Consider the following 18,006-nt stretch of genomic DNA (forward strand, 5'->3'; position numbering starts at 1 on the left):
CGCCTTCGCTATTCGCCCGCCGCGAGCCGGGCCGTCGTGGCGCTGTCGACGAACTCGTCATCGGCATCGAAACCGTCATCCATCGCTTCGGACAACAGCGCCTCGACACGGTTGATATCGTCATTGTCGTCGATGTCGGAATAGGCGTCGGCCTCTATCTCGGCGAGCGCGTCGAGGTCTATCGGCTGGTCCTGGCTGATCGGCATCACGACATTCACCGTCGTGCCTTCACCCAGCACCGAGTCGATGGTCAGCGTGCCGCCGTGCAGCTCGATCAACGACTTCGACAGCGCCAGACCGAGGCCCGAGCCCTGGTGGCTCTTGGAGTGCTGGTTCTCGATCTGCTCGAACGGCCGGCCGAGACGGGGCAGGTCTTCCCTGGCGATACCGATCCCGGTGTCGGAGACCTGGAACGCGACGCCGACGCCGGACAGGAAGCCGCGCACCGTGACGCGTCCGCCTTCCGGCGTGAATTTCACCGCGTTCGAGATCAGGTTGATCATCACCTGTTTGAAGGCACGCGGATCGAGCTCCATTTCCGGCAGGTCCGAGACATCGGCGCGCAGCTGCAGGCGCTTCTCTTCGGCGCGGCCGCGGACGATGCGCACGCATTGCCCGATCAGCTCGCTCGCATCGGTCGGCTCCGGCTGGAGCTGCATCTTGCCGGCCTCGATCTTCGACATGTCGAGAATGTCGTTGATCAGCTCGAGCAGGTGCTGGCCGGACGTCAGGATGTCCTTCATGTAGCCGGTGTAGCGCTCGTCACCCAGTGGCCCGAACATCTCCTTGAGCATGATCTCGGAGAAGCCGTTGATGGCGTTCAGCGGCGTGCGCAGCTCATGGCTCATATTGGCCAGGAATTCAGACTTGGAGCGGTTGGCTTCCTCGGCGCGGATCTTCTCGGCCTCGTACTTGCGGGCGAGATCGGCGATCCGGGCCTGCGAGCGCTTCACATCCTCGACGGTCTTGCGCAATTGCGCCTGGTTCTCGGTCAGGGCAGCTTCATGGTGCTTGAGATCGGTGATGTCGGCGCCGACACTCACCATGCCGCCATCGGCCGTGGCGCGGTCGGAATAGTGCAGCCAGCGCCCGTCGGCGAGTTCGATTTCGTAGGCCGCCTTGTTTTCCGTGCCGCCATGAACGGTCTTGATGGCCCGTGCGGCGGCCTGCTCGACCGCGGCATAGCTCATGCCCGGCTTCAGCATGCCGTCTGAGAAGTCAAAGGCATCGCGGAATTTGCGGTTCCACAGCACCAGACGGTGGCGCGAGTCCCACAGCACGAAGCTCTCCGACATGGATTCTAGTGCTGCGCGCAACCGGCTTTCGGCGGCCACGACGCGGGCCTGGGCGCCCTTGCGATCCGTGATGTCGATGGCCACGCCCACGATCCGGGCCTGGTCGCTGCCGACGGCGCCGGGCAGGATGCGGCCCCGCATCTGCAGCCAGACGGCGGCGTGCGCTGCCAGGACTTCCAGATCGACCTCGCCGCCGGCCGGCGCCCCGCGCATCGCGGCGCGCAGGCGTTCCCGGTCGGGCTTGGAGAAGAGACGCAGGAATTCGCTGCCGCTGCATTCCAGGGCAGTCTCCATGCCGAGTATCCGCGCAAGACTGTCGGTGATGAAGACAGTGTCGGCTTCCGGATTCCAGTCCCAGACACCGCACCGCGCGCCCTCGATGGCGACGCGGAAGCGCTGCTCATTGTCCTCAAGCTGCTGGCGGGTCGAGCGCAGGCGGCCCATCTGCGTGAAGACGAGTGCGCTGAGCCCCATCGCAACGAAGATCGGTGCAATGAACATCAGGCCGTAAAAGGAGATGGTGCGGTACCAGGCGTTCTGGTTGATCCGCATCGCGCCGAGCGCATAGACGCGCAGTTCGGTGCCTGCGATGGGCGCGACGGCGAAGGTCACGCGCTCCTCGCCGAAGCGCGCGTCCGAGGTTGCACCGCCGCCTTCGCCGGCCAGGCGGTCGACAAAGGCATCGTCCAGGCCGAAGCGCGAGGCCAGCGGCGTGCCGGCCCGCACACTGCGCATCTGCGGACGGATGGCCAGCATGCCGCCATTGCTGTCAGCCAGTGCGACCACACGTTCATCGCCCCAGTCCGGCAGGACGAGATCGGTCGCGAGCCGGGCCACGAAGGCGCCGACCGTGCCGTCTGACAGCTGCACCGGCACGGCAAGCACCAGGTGCGCAGGCTGGCCGTCGACGATTTCCGCCGTCAGGCCCGACGGGGCGTCCAGCGCCTGGCCGGCCATTTCACGCAGGCCGTCACCCGGATTGGCAGCGGCGATGGTGCGGCCGTCCGGCAGCAGGATGGCGACGTCCTCGACGATGTCGGAATCGCCGATCGCGCTCAGCCGTGCGCGAGCAGCCGGCACGATCTCGTCGATCGGTGTGTCGCGCAGGTCCGCGCTGGCAAAGGCGAGGGCATAGCGGGCTTCCGCGATGCGGGCGGTGACGCGTTCGGCCAGATAGCCGGCGGCATTGGCCTGCGAGCGTTCGGCCTCGGTGATCAGCGTCTCGCGTTCCTGCTGGATCTTGACCAGCAGAATGCCGCCATAGGCGAGGGTGAAAAGCAGCACCGCCATGACGATCCACAGCGCGCCGGTTCCGCGTTTCGAGGCACGCACCTTCCCCGTCTCGCCCGGCGAAGGGGCGCGGGTCGCCTTGTCCGGGGACGGGCGCGTATCGAACCGCATGTGATTCATGGCCTCAAACTAGGGTGTGTCGGCCTGTGCTGTCGACACCGGGCTTGGCGTCACGAGCCGGTCTGCGCCGGCTTCGTCGCTTCGTTTTCCCCACCCTCGTCCTTGGCGGCCGCTTTCTGGCGGCTCTTGCGTCTTTCCGGCCCCTTGTAGGTCGACTTGTCCGGATCGTTCCGGCGCCGGTCGGGGCCGAAATAATGGCGGTTCCGGATGAAGGGGCGGGGCTCGTTGATCACCGCCGCGATCTTGGAGAACATCTCCTTCGCGGTAATCGGCTTGCAGCAGAACTCCGTCACACCGGCATCGCGGGCCGCCATGACCTTGGAGCGCTCGGAATAGGCGCTCAACATGATGATGGGCACCAGCGGATTGGGGCTGTCGTCCGCCGTGCGCACCAGGCGCACGAAGTCCAGCCCGTCCAGAATGTCCATCTGGTAGTCGGTGATGATGATGTCGATCGAGTCCGAACGCACCATGTCGAAGGCTTCCGCCGGGTCGCGCGACTCGTAGATCTGCTTGATCCCGAAACCGTGCAGAATCGTCCGCAGGATGGTCAGCATGTAGGTGTTGTCGTCGACGATAAGCGTCCTGACGCGGCTGAAATCTGCGGCCATGGCTGCGGTCTCGTGGTTTGGCTCAAGCTGCCCGCGTTTTGTTGATTCGCGGATCCTTGAGTTCTTTTAGCGCAACAGGCTTACCGAAATAGAAACCCTGTCCGTACCGAACGCCAAGCTCCCGCATCAGTTTCGCGGACGCTTCGCTTTCGATCATTTCCGCAACGGTTTCCGTGCCCAGGGCGTTGCAGAGGTCGATCATCCCCCGCAGCAGAATGGTATCGCGTTCTGAGCGCGAAGCGTTGCGGACATAGGAACCGTCGATCTTCACCACATCGGCCGGGAAGTCGCGCAGATAGTGGAAGCCTGCAGCTCCGGCGCCGAAATCGTCCAGGCAGACCGCATGTCCGCGCTCGCGGATCTTTGCGATGACATTGTTGGCGGCCTTGATGTTCTTCACCGAGGCTGTCTCGGTCAGCTCGAACATGAGCCGGCTGCGATCGATCTTCAGATCGGCGAGAAGCGCCAGGAATTTCTTGGCCCAGGCCATGTTGGTCAGGGACTTGCCAGACAGGTTGACCGCCAGGGCAGGGCGGTCGAAATCATCGCGCAGGAACTGTGCCGCAATCTCGGTCATCGCATAGTCGATTTCATGGATCAGGCCGGTGCTTTCCGCGAAGCCCACGCTCTCCTCGATCGGCCGTCCGCCGGGCAGGCGCAGCAGCAGCTCGTAGTGATGCACCTTGCCGGTTTCCAGGTCGACGATGGGCTGGGCGTGCGGTTCGATCACGCGGCCGGCAATCGTCGTGCGCAGCTCGGTCATGCGTTTGCGGGTTTCGTGCATCAGGCGGTCGGCGGTCTCCTGCAGCGAGATCACATCGAGGGCCTTGCCGCTGTCGGCGGCTTCATTGATCGCATGCAGGAAGGCCTGAACGGCAATTTCCGGCTCCAGCTCGGGCGCATCGCAGACCGACTCGATGCGGACATCGGCCTCGCCCAGGTCAAACCCCTTGAGTGTCGCCATGACCTCGTCGCGCAGGCCTGCCAGGTCGACGGACCGGGCATGGATCAGGGCTGTGCGCGCCGCGTCGATCTGGCGGGCAACGCCGTCATTGCCGATGGCCAGGGCGCAGGAGGCGGCTACGGATGTGCGCAATTGTTCGGCATTGGCCGGGCCGATCAGGCGTTCGATATCGTCGCCGGCCTCGATGCGCAGGACTGACATGGCCATGTCGGTGCCGGTATTGCGCGCCGATGCGATGGCACCTTCGGCACTGCGTTCGAAGGCCTGGGGGTCGACATCGTCCGGCGCATGCATGGCGTTGAAGGAGATCGACCAGCGGATGCGGCTGTCATCGCCCAGCGACCAGCCGCAAAGCTGGGCCTCGCGCCCGTCGATCGTGATGCGGACAGGACCGAGCCGGTGACCGGGCTTCAGCCGGCGGACCAGCGCCTTGAGGATCGGGCGTGAGGTGCGGTCGATCCGGCTTTCAAGCGGATCCCCCACACCGTCGCTGTCGGTGCCCGCCTGGCTGGAGCCGAGGGCTGCGACTGCGCCGGCCGTGTAGGTGATGCGACAGGACGAATCCGTTTCGACAAGAATATCGGCCGAAGTAAAGGCGAAGGATAAAAAGCGATTGCGTTGTTCGACAAGCGACATGAGAGCGGCCCGATCCCGTTCAAGACAGAACCCTCAAATTCACAGCTAAACGTTAGAAGGCGATTAAATTTTTATCCGTTGCCTAGGCGGCCCGGCGTGACTTGCCGTTATCCTTGCTGGAAGGTATCGTGTTGATTTCTCGAAGCGTTTTACTCGCTTCGTGGCTCAGCTTGGCTAATGCGGGGGGGAGTTCGCCATCCTCGCTGGCCAGCTTTGCGAGTTGCTCGGCAATCGCCATCAGGTGCGGCGCGTTGGCGATCAGCCGGGCCTGCCCCTCGATGCGCGCGGGGTCGCGATCATACTCCGCGGCCGGTACGCGCCAACCGCCCCAGTCCATGCTCTCGGTGACCACGACCGGGAAGGTGCCGGGATAGGGGTGGTGGGCGCATTCCTCGACAGCCTGCCACTTGTTCCGGGCCCGCAGGACGCGCCAGCTCGCGGTGTCGATCTCGTCGGCCTGTTCGGCGGCAAGCTCGTCAGCCACGAAGTCGCGGCCGAGCCCGCAGTCGTAATAGACCCGCACGGGCTCCTCGACATCCTTCACCCATTGCGGCTTGACCTGTTCGACAAGCGCCCAGGTTCCCACCGGGCGGACGAATACGCGCTGATGCTTGTGATAGATCGCCTTGGCCATGAAGTGCCTCCCTCGCCGCTCCAGAAAAGCAGACCGGGATTGAAATGGCGTGAAGCGAACAGGTCTAATTTGATGTTTTGCTTGCGGAGGTGCCGTGTCGCTGAACGGATTGTGCGCTGCGGCGACTTGGTTCGGCGGGCGGTCCGCGCTAAATGGCGCGCATGACTGCAGCAAGCACGCCCGACCGCCGCCTTTGCGTGGCGCCGATGATGGACTGGACCGACCGGCATTGCCGGGCGTTTCACCGTGTCCTGACCCGGGAGGCTCTGCTCTATACCGAAATGGCCGTCGACAAGGCGGTGATCCATGGCGACCGGGACAAGCTGATCGGTTTCGATCCGGCCGAGCATCCTGTGGCCATCCAGCTGGGCGGTTCCGATCCGGCCGACCTGGCCAAGGCCAGCCGGATTGCCGGGGGCTTCGGCTATATCGAGATCAATCTCAATGTCGGCTGCCCGTCCGACCGCGTGCAGTCGGGCCGGTTCGGGGCCTGCCTGATGCAGGAACCGGCGCTGGTCGCCGACTGCGTGAAGGCGATGCAGGATGCGGTGTCGCTACCGGTCACGGTGAAATGCCGGATCGGCGTCGACGAGCAGGATCCCGAAGTGGCCCTGTTCGATTTTGTCGAGACGGTCGCGGCGGCCGGGGTGACGAGTTTCACCGTGCACGCCCGCAAGGCCTGGCTGAAAGGCCTGAGCCCGAAGGAAAACCGCACGGTTCCGCCGCTCGACTATGACCTGGTGCGCCGCCTCAAGGCGCAGCGCCCGGAGCTCGAGATCATCCTCAATGGCGGTCTGGAAACGCTTGAACAGGGGCTCGCGGAAACGGTGCCGCTGGACGGGATGATGCTGGGCCGTGCCGCCTATCACACGCCCTGGATACTCGCCGAGGCCGACAGCCGGCTGTTCGGCAAGGCCGATCCGGTTGCCAGCCGGGTCGAGGCGGTCGATGCCTACCGGCCCTATCTGGAAAGCCAGCTGGGCAAGGGCACGCGTCTGCACGACATGACGCGTCACATGCTGGGTCTTTTCACCGGCCAGCCCGGTGCGCGTCTGTGGCGGCGTATCCTGTCGGAAAAGGCGCCGAAGCGCGGCGCGGGGCTGGAAGTGATCGACGAGGCACTGGCGGCAGTCGTGCCGCATGACGAGGCGGCATAGCGATGCAGGATATCTGGGTTCTGGTCCTGGCGATGGCCGCCACGGGCGCGTTTGCGGGACTGATCGCGGGCATGTTCGGGATCGGCGGCGGCATCGTCATGGTGCCGGCGCTCTACTTCGCCTTCAACTCGCTGGGCTATGAGGATCCGCGGGTGATGCATGTCGCGGTCGGGACCTCGCTGGCGGTGATTGTCGCGACCTCGCTGCGCAGTGTCTCGGCGCATGCCAAGCGCGGGGCGGTGGATTTCAAGGTGCTGCGCGAATGGGCGCCCTGGATCATTGCCGGCACGCTGATCGGTACGGTGATCGCGCACTATCTTTCCGGCCGCATGCTGACCGGCATTTTCGGCGGCATGGCGATGCTGCTTTCCCTGCAATTCTTCTTCGGCCGGCCCGACTGGACCCTGCGCGAGGACATGCCCGGCGGGATCGCCCGCATCGGCCTCGGCGGCACGATCGGGGTGTTCTCGGCGCTGATGGGTATTGGTGGCGGCGTCATGGGTGTCACCCTGATGACCTTGTGCGGCAAGCCGATCCGCCAGGCCGTGGCCACGGCTGCCGGTTTCGGTGTCGCGATCGGGGCGCCCGGTGCGATCGGCTTCATCGTCAATGGCTGGGGGCATGAAGTCGTGCCCTGGTCGCTGGGCTATGTGAACGGGCCCGGTTTCGCGCTTCTGGCCAGCAGCGCCTTTTTCGTTGCGCCGGTGGGGGCCAAGCTGGCGCACGACCTGCCGGAGCGGACGCTGAAGCGTCTCTTCGCCATCGGACTGGTCGTGGTCGGCTTCATGCTGGTCCGTGAAGCGGTGACCGGCGGCTGAAGCGTGATCAGGTGAAGTGGGAACCGGTTCACCGGTTCGATCGCGCGGCAGCTCAAGTCGAGCGTGATCCGGTGAAGTGGAAACCGGTTCCGCAGGAAATGGTTCTGCCTAGGGCTGCAGGATCAGCTGGTTCTCGCGGATTTCCAGCGAGCTGAATTGTTCCAGAACCGACATGCCGAGCAGCGAAATCTCGCCGCCGGGCATGACAACGGCCGGTATCTCCTCGAAGTGGTGTCCCCGCAGGTCGAGCGAGCGGATCGTCACCGGCGCGGCCATGGCTTCACCGGACGCCATCGATACCGGTATCGAGAAATCCAGCCTGTGGGTGCGGATGCCGATACGTCCGGCATCGCTGAGCGTGAGGGCGATGCCGCTGGCGCCGGTATCGACCAGAAAGGGCACCCGGGCGCCATTGATTTCGGCCTCGATATAGTAATGCCCGTCCCGCTGGCGGTTGAGCACGATGGGTCCGTCGCTCTGCGGCACGCCGGCGGCTGTATCCTGCAAGGTCTGGGAGCTCACGGCGGCCGGCGGTGCAAGCCAGGTGCGCTGGTATTCCAGGTCTTCGAAATCATGGTCGAAGACGGGGATGACACCGATCATGGCCGCAACACTCAGCCAGGTGACGAGGTTGCGGTGACGGGTGCCCGCGGGCGCGAAGCCGGCACCGAACAGGGCAATCAGCAGTACGAGCATGATCGCCGTTGCCACGAGCAGGCGCAGGGACGGATCGAGACCGTCCCAGAACGGCCACAGGACCAGTCTCAGGGCGAGCAGGCCGAGGCCGGCCAGCAGGGCCGGGCGGGCGAAACGGGTCACCAGATGCCGCATGCTCAGCGGCCCCCTTCCACGAATGAGGCTGCCGGACGCATCACGCCTCCCGCGCCCGGCGATAGGCCGCTTCCCGCTCCGGCAGGGCCTGCATGATCGCGTCGCGCTCCTCGTTTGAATAGCGGGTCCAGCGTCCCAGCTCCTCCATGGTGCGGAAACAGCCCAGGCAGACGCCGGCCTTGGGGTCGACGAAACAGACTTTCACACAGGGTGTCCTGATCGGGGTGCGGTCCATGCATCGCAGCATTCCGTGTGGTCTTCATTGTGGCAAGTGCTTGCGGCGGCGGGGCCTGCCGGAATATTGTCCCGCCTTTATCTGCCTGGGGACATTCATGGACGATCTGGTGCTGCAGGCCCGCAGCTTTGTGGGACTTTTTGCTCTTGCGGGTGTGGCGTGGCTGCTGGGCCCGCGCAAGAAGATCTCCATTGTCCTGCTGGCCGGTGCCATCGCCCTGCAATTGCTGATCGCCTGGCTGCTCTATTCCGTCGCGCCCTTCCGGGCTTTCCTGCAATCGCTGACCGGTGTCGTCGCCGTGCTGCAGGAGGTGACGAATGAGGGTGCGCAATTCGTGTTCGGCTATCTGGCCGGCAGCGAGGCGCCCTGGGAAGCCGACCCGGCCGGTGGTTCCGGTTTCCTCTTTGCCTTCCAGGCCCTGCCCATGGTGATCGTGCTGTCGGCGCTGTCGGCCCTGCTGTGGCGCTGGCGGATCCTGGAATTCCTGGTGCGCGGTTTCGCGGCAGCCTTCCGGCGCCTTTTGAACCTGTCCGGTTCGGCCAGTCTGGGCGCTGCGGCGAACATCTTTCTGGGCATGACGGAAAGTCCGGTGCTGATCCGGCCGCGCCTGCCGGACATGACCCGGTCCGACCTTTTCCTCATCATGACGGTCGGCTTTTCCACCGTCGCCGGTTCGGTGATGGCGCTCTATGTCAGCCAGCTGACCGGTGTGATCGACGGTGCGGCCGGGCATATCTTCACCGCCTCGCTGATCTCGGTGCCGGCGGCGGTGCTCCTGTCGCGCCTGATGATGCCGGCCGAGCCGGTCTCCGAGGAAGCGCTGCAGAAAGAGAAGATCCCGACGCCGATCTATCACTCCTCAATGGACGCGCTGACGACCGGTGTGTCGGACGGTATCCGACTGTATTTCAACATCATCTTCATGCTGCTGGTATTCACCGCCCTGGTCGCGCTGGTGAATGTCCTGCTCGGGCTTTTCCCGGATGTGTTCGGTGCACCGCTCTCGGCCGACCGGATCCTGGGCTGGGTCTTCGCGCCGGTCGTGTGGCTGGCCGGCATTCCCTGGAGCGAGGCCACCCAGGCCGGTTCGCTGATGGGGCTGAAGACGGCGCTGAACGAGGTCTATGCCTATGACCAGCTGTCCCGGATCGGCGGCGACCTGTCCGAGCGCACGCGCCTGATCATGACCTATGCGCTGTGCGGTTTCGCCAATTTCTCCTCGGTCGGCATCCTGACCGGCGGCCTGGTGGCGATTGCGCCGTCGCGCCGCGAGGACATCCTGCAGCTGGCCCCGCGGGCGCTGATCTCGGGCACGCTGGCAACACTGATGACGGGGGCCGCCGTGGGCGTGCTGCCGTCGGGGTTGTTCGGTTAGTCGCCGCGTTTCGGCCAGAGACGGCTGCGCAGCCAGCCGGGGGTGGAATTGCCTTTCAGGGCCTGGCGATAGGCGGTGTCGAAAAAGCGGTGCAGGCCTTCGGCGTCGGCGTAGAGATCGCTGCGGGTCTTCATCGGTGCGTCCGGATCGATGCGCTTGACCACTTTGGCCGGATTGCCGGCGACGATGGTCCAGGGGTCGACATCGCGGGTGACGACCGAGCGGGCGCCGACGACGGAGTGGGCGCCTATGGTCACGCCCTTGCCGATAAAGGCGCCGTCGCCGATCCAGACATTGCGTTGAAGTTTCACGGGTTTCCAGGCGGGTGCCGGGTCGACGCGGTCGTGGATGGAGTGCCAGTCGCAATCCGAGATCGTGGCCTTGTTGGCGATCAGGCAGTCATCGCCGATCTCGATCTCGCCGGCGGCGAGAATGCGGGTGCCGCCGGCCATGAAGACATTGTTGCCGATATCGATACGCCCGGCCTGGGTCTGCGGCGACCAGACGGTGAGCCGCACGGGATCGGCCTTGTTGGCGACGATGTGCAGGCGGTCTCCGGCGGTGATGTTGGGGCCGAAAACCTCGACATGCCAGGGACATACGACTTTCGGCTCGATGCCCAGCGCGGCAAAGTGGGGGGCGAGGAAATGGCCCGTCCAGGCGTTTTCGAACGCTTCCCAGGCGCGGTGCATCCAGTAGGGGCGGTGGTCCCGTTTCATTTTGTCCCGGCGCTCCCTATATCCATCCGGCGCGTTCGGCGTCCGGCGTTTCGCAGCCTGGACGCCCATGAGACAATACCGCTTCATACTTGTCTCGCAGCGGGTACATAAGTGCCCCATAAGCGCAACACGGGAGTAACGCCCAGTGACATACGAGGTCGCCATGACGGCCGACGCGGTGACCGGCTTTCTGGAGGAGGTTTTTCCGGAGATGAACCGCGCGGGCCGGATCTTCACCATCGACACGATCGAACCCGGCCGCGCCATCGTGCGGGCGCGCACGGATGCCACACATCTGCGCCCCGGCGGCACCGTTTCCGGACCGACGCTGTTCTCCCTGGCCGACTTTGCCGCCTATGTGGTGATCCTCGGCCATATCGGACCGCAGGCGCTGGCGGTGACCACCAATCTCAATATCAACTTCCTGACCAGGGCCGGCCCCGGCGAGCTGGTCGCCCGCTGCCGCATCCTGAAACTGGGCAAGCGGCTGGTCGTCACCGATTGCGACATCACGGCGGACGGCAGCGACGACTTGATCGCACAGGCCAGTGCGACCTATTCCATCCCGCCTGCAAGATAACTCCGGCAGCGCGATAAACCTGCGCACCGAGCGAAGGACAGCAAGATGAGCGAGACCGAAGGCAGCGATCCGATCGAGGCGATCATCGTGAAACTCGTGGCGGCGGCGCCCGAGGGGCGCTCGGTCTCGCCGGCCGATGTCGCCAAGGCGATCGATCCGGAGCGCTTCAACCGCCAGTTCGGCCATGTGCGCCAGGCGGCGATCCGGCTGGCCCGGCGCGGCGAGGTGACGATATTGCGCAAGGGCAAGCCGGTCGAGGATCCGGAGAATTTCAAGGGAGTCTGGCGGATTGGCCGCGCCTGATCTCGATCCGCTGCTCGACGAGATCCGCGCCTGCCGCGTGTGCGCGGCGGCCATGCCGCATGAACCGCGCCCGGTGATCCGGGCGGCCTCCACCGCCCGCATCATGATTGTCGGCCAGGCGCCGGGCACGCGGGTGCATGCCTCGGGCAAGCCCTTCACCGATCCGTCCGGCGACCGGCTGCGCGACTGGCTGGGGGTGGACGAGGACACCTTCTACGACACGTCCCGCATCGCCATCGTGCCGATGGGCTTCTGCTTTCCCGGTCTCGATGCGAAGGGCGGCGACCTGCCGCCGCGCAAGGAATGCGCGCCCTTGTGGCAGGCGCGGGTGCGCGCGGCCCTGCCGGATGTGCGCCTGACCCTGCTGGTGGGACAGTATGCCCAGCGCTTCCATCTGGGTTCGCGTATGCAGCAAACACTGACCGAAACCGTCCGCCGCGGCGAAGAGTACGGGCCGGAATTTCTGCCGCTCCCCCATCCCTCCTGGCGAAATAATGTCTGGCTGAAGAAAAATCCGTGGTTCGAAGAAAAAATTCTCCCCATGTTGCGCTGCCGCATGAAAGAATTATTACGCTGAGCGGCATTCGGGGTGTTTTCGCGCGCTTGTAAGGCGGCTCGCGAACGGGTATTTCACGGCCCGACTTCGCAGCCCGCGGACGGGCTGCCACCGTTGAAAAGGGTATGCCCGTAATGAGTGTTCTCGAGCACGTATCGTTCGACAATCACGAAAAAGTCCTGTTCGCCACCGACGAGACGACCGGCCTCAAGGCGGTCATCGGTGTGCACTCCACGGCCTCCGGCCCGGCCTGCGGCGGCTGCCGCATGTGGTCCTATCCCAATTCGGACGCGGCCCTGACCGACGTGCTCCGCCTGTCCCAGGGCATGAGCTACAAGAATATCATGGCCGACCTGCCCATCGGCGGCGGCAAATCCGTGATCATGAAGCCGGAAGGCGCCTTCGACCGCAAGGCGCTGTTCGAGGCCTTCGGCCGCGCGGTGGAAAGCCTGAACGGCCAGTACATCACCGCCGAGGATGTCGGCGTCAGCCCGGACGACATGATGGCCGTGCGCCGCTCGACCGAGCATGTGGTCGGCCTGCCGGAAGGCAAGGCGGCCTCGGGCGATCCCTCGCCGGTGACCGCCGAGGGCGTCTATCGCGGCATCATGGTCGCCGCCGAGCGCGGCCTGGGCAAGCGCGACCTCTCCGGCGTCAAGATCGCCATCCAGGGCGCGGCCGGCCATGTCGGCACCTATCTGGCCGGCCATCTGGCCAAGGCCGGTGCCGAGCTCTTCGTCACCGATATCAACCAGGACGGGCTGGAAAAGCTGAAGGCGGAATACGGCGCCACCATTGTCGGTCTCGACGAGATCTACGACCAGGATGTCGACGTCTTCGCCCCGTGCGCCCTCGGCTCGATCATCAATCCGGACACGATCGACCGCATCAAGGCGAAAGTGATCGCCGGCGCCGCCAACAACCAGCTCGCCACGCGCGAGATGGGGGCGGAAGTCCTCAAGCGCGGCATCGTCTACGCACCGGACTATGTCATCAATGCCGGCGGCATCATCAATGTGATGGGCGAGATCGCCGGCGACTTCAATCCGGAATGGGTGAAGGGCAAGCTGGACGGTCTGGAAGCGACCCTGGGCGAGATCCTCGACCAGTCGAACAATGAAGGCCGCCCCTCCAACATCATCGCCGACGAAATCGCCCGCCAGCGCATCGAAGAAAAGCGCGCCGCCAAGCTGGGCAAGGTGGCGTAGTTTTCAAGCGCCGGGCGCCTGAGGGTGTCCGGGGTTTTGAGATTTGTGAGTTTGATCTGCCGCGCCCGCCTGGGTGCGGCAGATTTTTTTGGGGGGCGTGTATTGGCTTGGAATAGCCAAGCCAATCTACCGCGGTGTTCCTGTTATGCCGAACGTCAGCGCTTCACCACGGCTGCGGCTCTCAAATGGCGATTAGAGCGCAACCAACTCCGCAAGTTTCGTAGCGATCACAGACATCTGATCTTCCGCGGTGCTTAGTCCGGTTCGCGAACCAAGCAACGGGCTCACCTCGCGTAGAGCCTCGTAGGTCGTGTTGTGCACGATGGGGACTAGGAGGTCGCGGGCGAGCAGCGCGGAAAGTTCTTTGTCTGCTATGCCTTCTCCGCTAATCCGCTTCAGAAACGACGGTGTGACTAAAACAATCCCTACCCGAGACCTAGCAAGGCCCCTGTCGATCTCGCGGAGCAGGTTTGACCCAAGCAAAACGTCCTTTTCACTAAACCAGACGGTTACTTTCTGGGCTTCCAGCGAGTCGTGAAGCTCCTTCGCCGCGCCGGCCCGGTCGTCCCATGCATGACAGAGAAAGACATCGCGCGGTTCTTGCTGGATCTCACGTTTTTCGATCTGTGTGCGGACTGGTTCTAGTGCTCGCACTTGCTGTTCGGTGTAGATCGCGGATGAGCCGGAGGGGGACCACCTCGGCTTACTGCTACCCGAACTTCTACCGGTGCTGCCGCCGCTGCCGCCGCCGGTACTTCTAGAGCTACTGCCTCCGCCCGAAAACGAATAAGGCGAAGAGTAGGACGAAGAATAGGGAGAATACGAACTGTAGCGGCTCGTTCGGCCGCGACATGCTGGGCAGGCTGCGGCCGCGCTTGCTGACCGATGGCCCTGTACTGGAGCTGTGCATCTTGCCATGCGAGAAATTGTAGGTTGTGTTACGCGCGGCTTCAAGTGAGAAACGGTGCATTGTTTTGGGAAACCCAAAAGGGGACACACACCATTTTCAGCCGATTTAACGGCCCTGCGTCCAAACGCTTCCTGGTCGGCGAGCGCTGTGCGGTGTTTAATTGGCGCGTGTCCCCAATTTCGTTGCTCGCGGCGGCGTTGATCGGGCGTTGAGAAATTAAAACTGGTCCAAATGCCGAAGCTTGGAACACTTTATCCCGGAAGGGGCCTCAGTTATTGTGCCAATGATCACGCGAACGATCAGCTTGGGCGTGACTGAGTGGTTCAGCCCGCCACTGCGCCAGCCGCGCGCTCGCGCTTCCATAATCTACCCGATTTCCCGAGACCACATCTGCATACTCGCCCCCGTCTAAGGACTAGTCAGAATCATTCTTGCTCCCGCACTTATTGTTTTCCACAATATCATCCCATACTGCGAACGAGGCGGCTATGCGCGGCAACCTGAGCCCCTCCGACCTCACGTCTTTAGTCGAGAGTTTGCCCCATTTATGGTCCTTGACTTGAGGCGGTGATGCTCAACTAGGGCTATCTTATCGGGAGTATAAACTCATCATGCTAACAAACGCCCCCAGCGTAGTCGCCAAACCTAGTACGGTTTATTATCTGATCTCCACGATATTCGTGCTGCTTGCGATCCTGCTGGTCATTGTATCTTTGAAATACCCTCAAATTGAAGGGTTCTTACTGCTACTAGCGGGGGGGTTCCTCGGCTCAGGCATTGCCGGATTTTTTTCGGCAAGGATGACGAGCGACGGACAACTAGTGCTCAATAATCTTGTTCGCAGCACATTCGATTACCACTTTGACAAGTGCCCCAGTCGCGGAACAATCGAAGCCGCACTGGAAGGTACGTTTCATGTCTACTACATGAGCGAGGTGCCATCAGATGGAGGTCCCAAACCAGTCTGGAAGGCAAGCAAGCTGACTCTACGGGACCGAGTTTCAAAAACGTCGGTCAGGGGGATTTGGCAACTTTTGCGACCGAGTGGTGACATCGGCGAGTATGATGTCGAAGCCTTGGGCTTAAAGGCAAAAGTTGCTCTGTTCTGTCAATGCGTCGATTTGGACGAAAATACGAGCGTATTCATTCTGATGAAAAGCCAGTTAGATAACAGTCACTTATATGGATATCACTCGGCTATATCCTGGACGCACAAGGAACGAATCTCGCCCTGCATATTTTCTAGAACGCCCTTGTTCGGACTAGATGGCGTCTGCGATGTTGAGGATGAAAAGAAGTCCGAAGCGCTGATGGCAATGTATAAGAACCGATCTTATCTAGTAAACCAAATGACTTATGTCGTATGAATTCAGCCGGTAAATAGAAATTTCTGTTTCAAAACATTGAAGCTTCTTAAATCCTTCTCATCACCGCGATGCAGCAAAACCTCTTCGACCCAATCGTAGGTTTGAATTGCATGCGACCTGTTGGAGAAGTTCAACGCCGAAGCCGCATATAAGATTCCATCCAATCCGCTTTGGGCGTAGGTATCACGTAGTTTGGAGACAATCTCTTGGCGGTTATATTCTCGACGGTGTACCGAATCCGGGTAACGAAGGGAGATTAAATTGTCATCTCTTAGGCAATCGGTAATGTGGTTTGAGCAGTGAAAGTCCAACACAAGAGCATAACGGATACTCCGACCAAGATTGGCAGCTGCGTGCAAGTTAGTCGCATCTAGGTACCACACCTCACCCTGCTTCATATGGAACACTAAATCGGACTCCGAATGGAGGAATCTCGAATTAGTTTTTAGAGGAATATGGATCCGTACCAGCTCTCCTTCAAAGTCTAAGTAATCTCTATGGGGAAACACTATCGATCCAGGTTGAGTTTTTATCAGCCTTGCGTAGACTAGGGCGCTGCGGTCAAACCAGTTGGAAATCAGTCCAGTTAAGTAGGTGAGCCGGTTACCAACTCGCGTTAGTCTTGCGCCGCCTTTCGAGGCTTCAATCCTGTGGCTGTCAGCATCGCCAGATTGATTTGCTAGCATGCAGGTGCGCCATCCTCCATTGCTGTACTCGGTATAGTAGTTCTTATAATCCTCCGGATCTACCAGTGAAATTTCACGCTTCACTTCCGATATATCAATTGCAACGGTGGAAATGCGTTGGGTCCTAACACCCTTTTTGAAGTCGTGGCTCAATTTCAGCCCTTTCTCACCACTTGTTTTCCACCATGCCCAATCTTTGTGCCGCGCTTAAGTGCAGTGAAACCGAGTTTGCATCGAATTCGCGCCGACGACAATTCCTGCTCCTGAGCTGCTGCAGGTTCTGAGCGCACCGAATTAGGATGTTTTTGGAACCGGAGAAGAAGAATTACACGACGACAGTTCTGCCGCGCGTTCAAGCGGGAAGCGGTGGATCTGATGGTGGATCGAGGGTTAGTATCGCTCAGGCGGCGCGGGAGTTGGAACTGCACCAGACGGTGCTTCGAAGATGGATCCAGCTAGGGATCACGCTGAACTCTTTGTTTGTGGTAGGTCGTTTTTGGCGAACTTGCAGCTTCTTTTTGAAATTTGGTTTGCCTTGGTGACGCCGCTGGACATTGCCCGGTATCGCTTGGCCGCATGGCGTCCATGTCTCCAGATTGAACGGCATCGCTAAACATTAGAGCCACGAGCATAGCAATGTCCCCTCCTGCTGCCGACTCCCCCCCCTACGCCCCCACCACAGTCACAAACGCCTCGTCCAGCGCTACGTCCACCCTGTCCCCCACAGCCAGCGTGGACGGCACAGGCGTGTGCGTCGTGAAGCTGCGCCCTTCCGCGTTCTCGATCGTGAAGGCGAGGTGTGTGCCGGCGGAGCGGCGGCGGGTCACGGTGAAGGGGCCGTCGGCTGCCATCGTGAGGCGGATGGCCTGGGGTCTCACCAGGACGTAGACGGTGCAGCCGTTTTTGAAGTCCGGCGTGGCGACCGGGCCCAGCGGGGTATCGGCGGCGCCGGCTTTTATGAAGGCCTCGATCACCTCGATATCGCCCAGAAGGCGGGCGGCGGTGACGCTGTGCGGATGGGTCCAGACATGTTCCGGCGTGCCGGTCTGGATGACGCGGCCCTGGTCCATCAGGGCGAGGGCGTCGGCGACGGCCATGGCCTCGTCGGCATCATGGGTGACCATGAGGGCGGTGGCGCCGGCGCGGCGCAGCGTGTCGACGGTGCGCTCGCGCAATTCCTGGCGCAGGCGGCGGTCGAGGCCGGAGAAGGGCTCGTCCAAGAGGACGATGGCGGGCGCGGGGGCGAGGGCGCGGGCCAGGGCGACGCGCTGCTGCTCGCCGCCGGAGAGCTCGTGCGGGAAGGCTTTCGCCTTGTGTCCCAGCTCGGCGGCCTCCAGCTGGGCCATGGCGATGGTTTTGGCGTCGGGCCCTTTGAGGCCGAAGGCGACATTGGCCAGGGCGTCGAGATGCGGGAAGAGGGCATAGTCCTGGAACACCATGCCGACGCGGCGGCGTTCCGGGGCGAGGTGGCGGCCGGGCCCGGCCCAGACCGTGTCGCCCAGGCGGATCTCGCCGCCATCGAGACGTTCCAGTCCGGCAATGGCGCGCAGCAGGGTGGACTTGCCGCTGCCCGAGGGGCCCAGCAGGGCGGTGATCTTGCCCGGCTCGAGATCGAGATCGGCGCCGGCCAGGGCGGCCGTCTCCTTCACATAGCGGCGCTGGGCGCCGCGTATGCTCAATCCCCTGCGCGTGTGCGTATCCGTCATGCCGT

The 18,006-nt window shown here is 62.8% G+C and carries 18 protein-coding genes and 1 pseudogene; 9 read left to right on the forward strand and 10 right to left on the reverse strand.

The window, feature by feature from the left end; translation table 11 throughout:
* Window positions 1-8: 8 nt before the first annotated feature.
* From PKE71_RS01190 to PKE71_RS01205, 4 genes are all read right to left on the reverse strand, one after another.
* Window positions 9-2,696, reverse strand: a complete 2,688-nt coding sequence (locus tag PKE71_RS01190; protein WP_271185127.1) for a sensor histidine kinase — start codon at window positions 2,694-2,696, stop codon at window positions 9-11.
* Window positions 2,697-2,755: 59 nt separating this feature from the next.
* Window positions 2,756-3,316, reverse strand: a complete 561-nt coding sequence (locus PKE71_RS01195; protein WP_271185128.1) for a response regulator — start codon at window positions 3,314-3,316, stop codon at window positions 2,756-2,758.
* A 22-nt stretch (window positions 3,317-3,338) separates the two neighbouring features.
* A complete protein-coding gene (locus PKE71_RS01200) occupies window positions 3,339-4,916 on the reverse strand; it encodes an EAL domain-containing protein (protein WP_271185129.1) in 1,578 nt (525 codons plus the stop codon).
* Window positions 4,917-4,998: 82 nt separating this feature from the next.
* Window positions 4,999-5,550, reverse strand: coding sequence for a hypothetical protein (locus tag PKE71_RS01205; RefSeq protein WP_271185130.1), 552 nt, complete (start codon window positions 5,548-5,550; stop codon window positions 4,999-5,001).
* Between the two features lie 161 nt (window positions 5,551-5,711).
* Between PKE71_RS01205 and dusA the strand changes: the two genes are divergently transcribed.
* Together dusA and PKE71_RS01215 are read left to right on the forward strand one after the other, a co-directional pair.
* On the forward strand, window positions 5,712-6,707 hold the full coding sequence (gene dusA / locus PKE71_RS01210; protein WP_271185131.1) for a tRNA dihydrouridine(20/20a) synthase DusA: 996 nt from the start codon (window positions 5,712-5,714) through the stop codon (window positions 6,705-6,707).
* A gap of 2 nt (window positions 6,708-6,709) precedes the next feature.
* Complete coding sequence (locus PKE71_RS01215; protein ID WP_271185132.1) at window positions 6,710-7,525, forward strand: sulfite exporter TauE/SafE family protein; 816 nt, start codon at window positions 6,710-6,712, stop codon at window positions 7,523-7,525.
* Window positions 7,526-7,633: 108 nt separating this feature from the next.
* Here PKE71_RS01215 and PKE71_RS01220 read toward each other — a convergent pair whose 3' ends face one another.
* A complete protein-coding gene (locus PKE71_RS01220; RefSeq protein ID WP_271185133.1) occupies window positions 7,634-8,356 on the reverse strand; it encodes a retropepsin-like aspartic protease family protein in 723 nt (240 codons plus the stop codon).
* 40 nt (window positions 8,357-8,396) lie between these two features.
* Window positions 8,397-8,561, reverse strand: a complete 165-nt coding sequence (locus PKE71_RS01225) for a DUF1289 domain-containing protein (RefSeq protein WP_271185134.1) — start codon at window positions 8,559-8,561, stop codon at window positions 8,397-8,399.
* Window positions 8,562-8,688: 127 nt separating this feature from the next.
* Here PKE71_RS01225 and PKE71_RS01230 point away from each other — a divergent pair, with 127 nt between their 5' ends.
* Window positions 8,689-9,966 carry a NupC/NupG family nucleoside CNT transporter gene (locus PKE71_RS01230; RefSeq protein ID WP_271185135.1) on the forward strand — a complete coding sequence of 426 codons (1,278 nt, stop codon included), beginning with the start codon at window positions 8,689-8,691 and terminating at the stop codon, window positions 9,964-9,966.
* Here PKE71_RS01230 and PKE71_RS01235 read toward each other — a convergent pair.
* The gene (locus tag PKE71_RS01235) at window positions 9,963-10,685 is read right to left on the reverse strand and encodes an acyltransferase (RefSeq protein ID WP_271185136.1); all 723 of its coding nucleotides are present in this window, start codon (window positions 10,683-10,685) and stop codon (window positions 9,963-9,965) included. The two genes, PKE71_RS01230 and PKE71_RS01235, sit on opposite strands and share 4 nt — an antisense overlap.
* A gap of 145 nt (window positions 10,686-10,830) precedes the next feature.
* Here PKE71_RS01235 and PKE71_RS01240 point away from each other — a divergent pair, with 145 nt between their 5' ends.
* From PKE71_RS01240 to PKE71_RS01255, 4 genes are all read left to right on the forward strand, one after another.
* Window positions 10,831-11,265 carry a PaaI family thioesterase gene (locus PKE71_RS01240; protein WP_271185137.1) on the forward strand — a complete coding sequence of 145 codons (435 nt, stop codon included), beginning with the start codon at window positions 10,831-10,833 and terminating at the stop codon, window positions 11,263-11,265.
* 45 nt (window positions 11,266-11,310) lie between these two features.
* Complete coding sequence (locus PKE71_RS01245; RefSeq protein WP_271185138.1) at window positions 11,311-11,568, forward strand: DUF3253 domain-containing protein; 258 nt, start codon at window positions 11,311-11,313, stop codon at window positions 11,566-11,568.
* Complete coding sequence (locus PKE71_RS01250) at window positions 11,555-12,145, forward strand: uracil-DNA glycosylase family protein (protein ID WP_271185139.1); 591 nt, start codon at window positions 11,555-11,557, stop codon at window positions 12,143-12,145. The genes PKE71_RS01245 and PKE71_RS01250 overlap by 14 nt, the downstream gene beginning before the upstream one ends.
* 113 nt (window positions 12,146-12,258) lie before the next feature.
* Window positions 12,259-13,332, forward strand: a complete 1,074-nt coding sequence (locus tag PKE71_RS01255) for a Leu/Phe/Val dehydrogenase (protein WP_271185140.1) — start codon at window positions 12,259-12,261, stop codon at window positions 13,330-13,332.
* A 192-nt stretch (window positions 13,333-13,524) separates the two neighbouring features.
* Here the strand turns inward: PKE71_RS01255 and PKE71_RS17605 are convergent, their stop codons facing one another.
* Window positions 13,525-14,250, reverse strand: a complete 726-nt coding sequence (locus PKE71_RS17605; protein WP_373878778.1) for a toll/interleukin-1 receptor domain-containing protein — start codon at window positions 14,248-14,250, stop codon at window positions 13,525-13,527.
* A gap of 603 nt (window positions 14,251-14,853) precedes the next feature.
* Between PKE71_RS17605 and PKE71_RS01265 the strand changes: the two genes are divergently transcribed.
* On the forward strand, window positions 14,854-15,609 hold the full coding sequence (locus tag PKE71_RS01265; RefSeq protein WP_271185142.1) for a hypothetical protein: 756 nt from the start codon (window positions 14,854-14,856) through the stop codon (window positions 15,607-15,609).
* Window positions 15,610-15,611: 2 nt separating this feature from the next.
* Here the strand turns inward: PKE71_RS01265 and PKE71_RS01270 are convergent, their stop codons facing one another.
* Window positions 15,612-16,448, reverse strand: coding sequence for an aspartyl/asparaginyl beta-hydroxylase domain-containing protein (locus PKE71_RS01270; protein ID WP_271185143.1), 837 nt, complete (start codon window positions 16,446-16,448; stop codon window positions 15,612-15,614).
* 171 nt (window positions 16,449-16,619) lie between these two features.
* Between PKE71_RS01270 and PKE71_RS17705 the strand changes: the two are divergent.
* Window positions 16,620-16,747, forward strand: a pseudogene (locus tag PKE71_RS17705) (transposase); the annotation flags it as partial.
* Window positions 16,748-16,960: 213 nt separating this feature from the next.
* Here the strand turns inward: PKE71_RS17705 and PKE71_RS01275 are convergent.
* Window positions 16,961-18,001, reverse strand: coding sequence for an ABC transporter ATP-binding protein (locus tag PKE71_RS01275; protein ID WP_271185144.1), 1,041 nt, complete (start codon window positions 17,999-18,001; stop codon window positions 16,961-16,963).
* Between the last annotated feature and the right edge of the window lie 5 nt (window positions 18,002-18,006).

Origin of the sequence: Maricaulis virginensis, from assembly GCF_027922185.1 — a bacterium.
Lineage (GTDB): Bacteria > Pseudomonadota > Alphaproteobacteria > Caulobacterales > Maricaulaceae > Maricaulis > Maricaulis virginensis.

Coding starts and splice junctions, on each gene's coding strand:
- PKE71_RS01190 (WP_271185127.1), bottom strand. CDS start 2,696: ATGCGGTTCGATACGCGCCCGTCCCCGGACAAGGCGACCCGCGCCCCT.
- PKE71_RS01195 (WP_271185128.1), bottom strand. CDS start 3,316: ATGGCCGCAGATTTCAGCCGCGTCAGGACGCTTATCGTCGACGACAAC.
- PKE71_RS01200 (WP_271185129.1), bottom strand. CDS start 4,916: ATGTCGCTTGTCGAACAACGCAATCGCTTTTTATCCTTCGCCTTTACT.
- PKE71_RS01205 (WP_271185130.1), bottom strand. CDS start 5,550: ATGGCCAAGGCGATCTATCACAAGCATCAGCGCGTATTCGTCCGCCCG.
- dusA (WP_271185131.1), top strand. CDS start 5,712: ATGACTGCAGCAAGCACGCCCGACCGCCGCCTTTGCGTGGCGCCGATG.
- PKE71_RS01215 (WP_271185132.1), top strand. CDS start 6,710: ATGCAGGATATCTGGGTTCTGGTCCTGGCGATGGCCGCCACGGGCGCG.
- PKE71_RS01220 (WP_271185133.1), bottom strand. CDS start 8,356: ATGCGGCATCTGGTGACCCGTTTCGCCCGCCCGGCCCTGCTGGCCGGC.
- PKE71_RS01230 (WP_271185135.1), top strand. CDS start 8,689: ATGGACGATCTGGTGCTGCAGGCCCGCAGCTTTGTGGGACTTTTTGCT.
- PKE71_RS01235 (WP_271185136.1), bottom strand. CDS start 10,685: ATGAAACGGGACCACCGCCCCTACTGGATGCACCGCGCCTGGGAAGCG.
- PKE71_RS01245 (WP_271185138.1), top strand. CDS start 11,311: ATGAGCGAGACCGAAGGCAGCGATCCGATCGAGGCGATCATCGTGAAA.
- PKE71_RS01255 (WP_271185140.1), top strand. CDS start 12,259: ATGAGTGTTCTCGAGCACGTATCGTTCGACAATCACGAAAAAGTCCTG.
- PKE71_RS17605 (WP_373878778.1), bottom strand. CDS start 14,250: ATGGCAAGATGCACAGCTCCAGTACAGGGCCATCGGTCAGCAAGCGCG.
- PKE71_RS01265 (WP_271185142.1), top strand. CDS start 14,854: ATGCTAACAAACGCCCCCAGCGTAGTCGCCAAACCTAGTACGGTTTAT.
- PKE71_RS01275 (WP_271185144.1), bottom strand. CDS start 18,001: ATGACGGATACGCACACGCGCAGGGGATTGAGCATACGCGGCGCCCAG.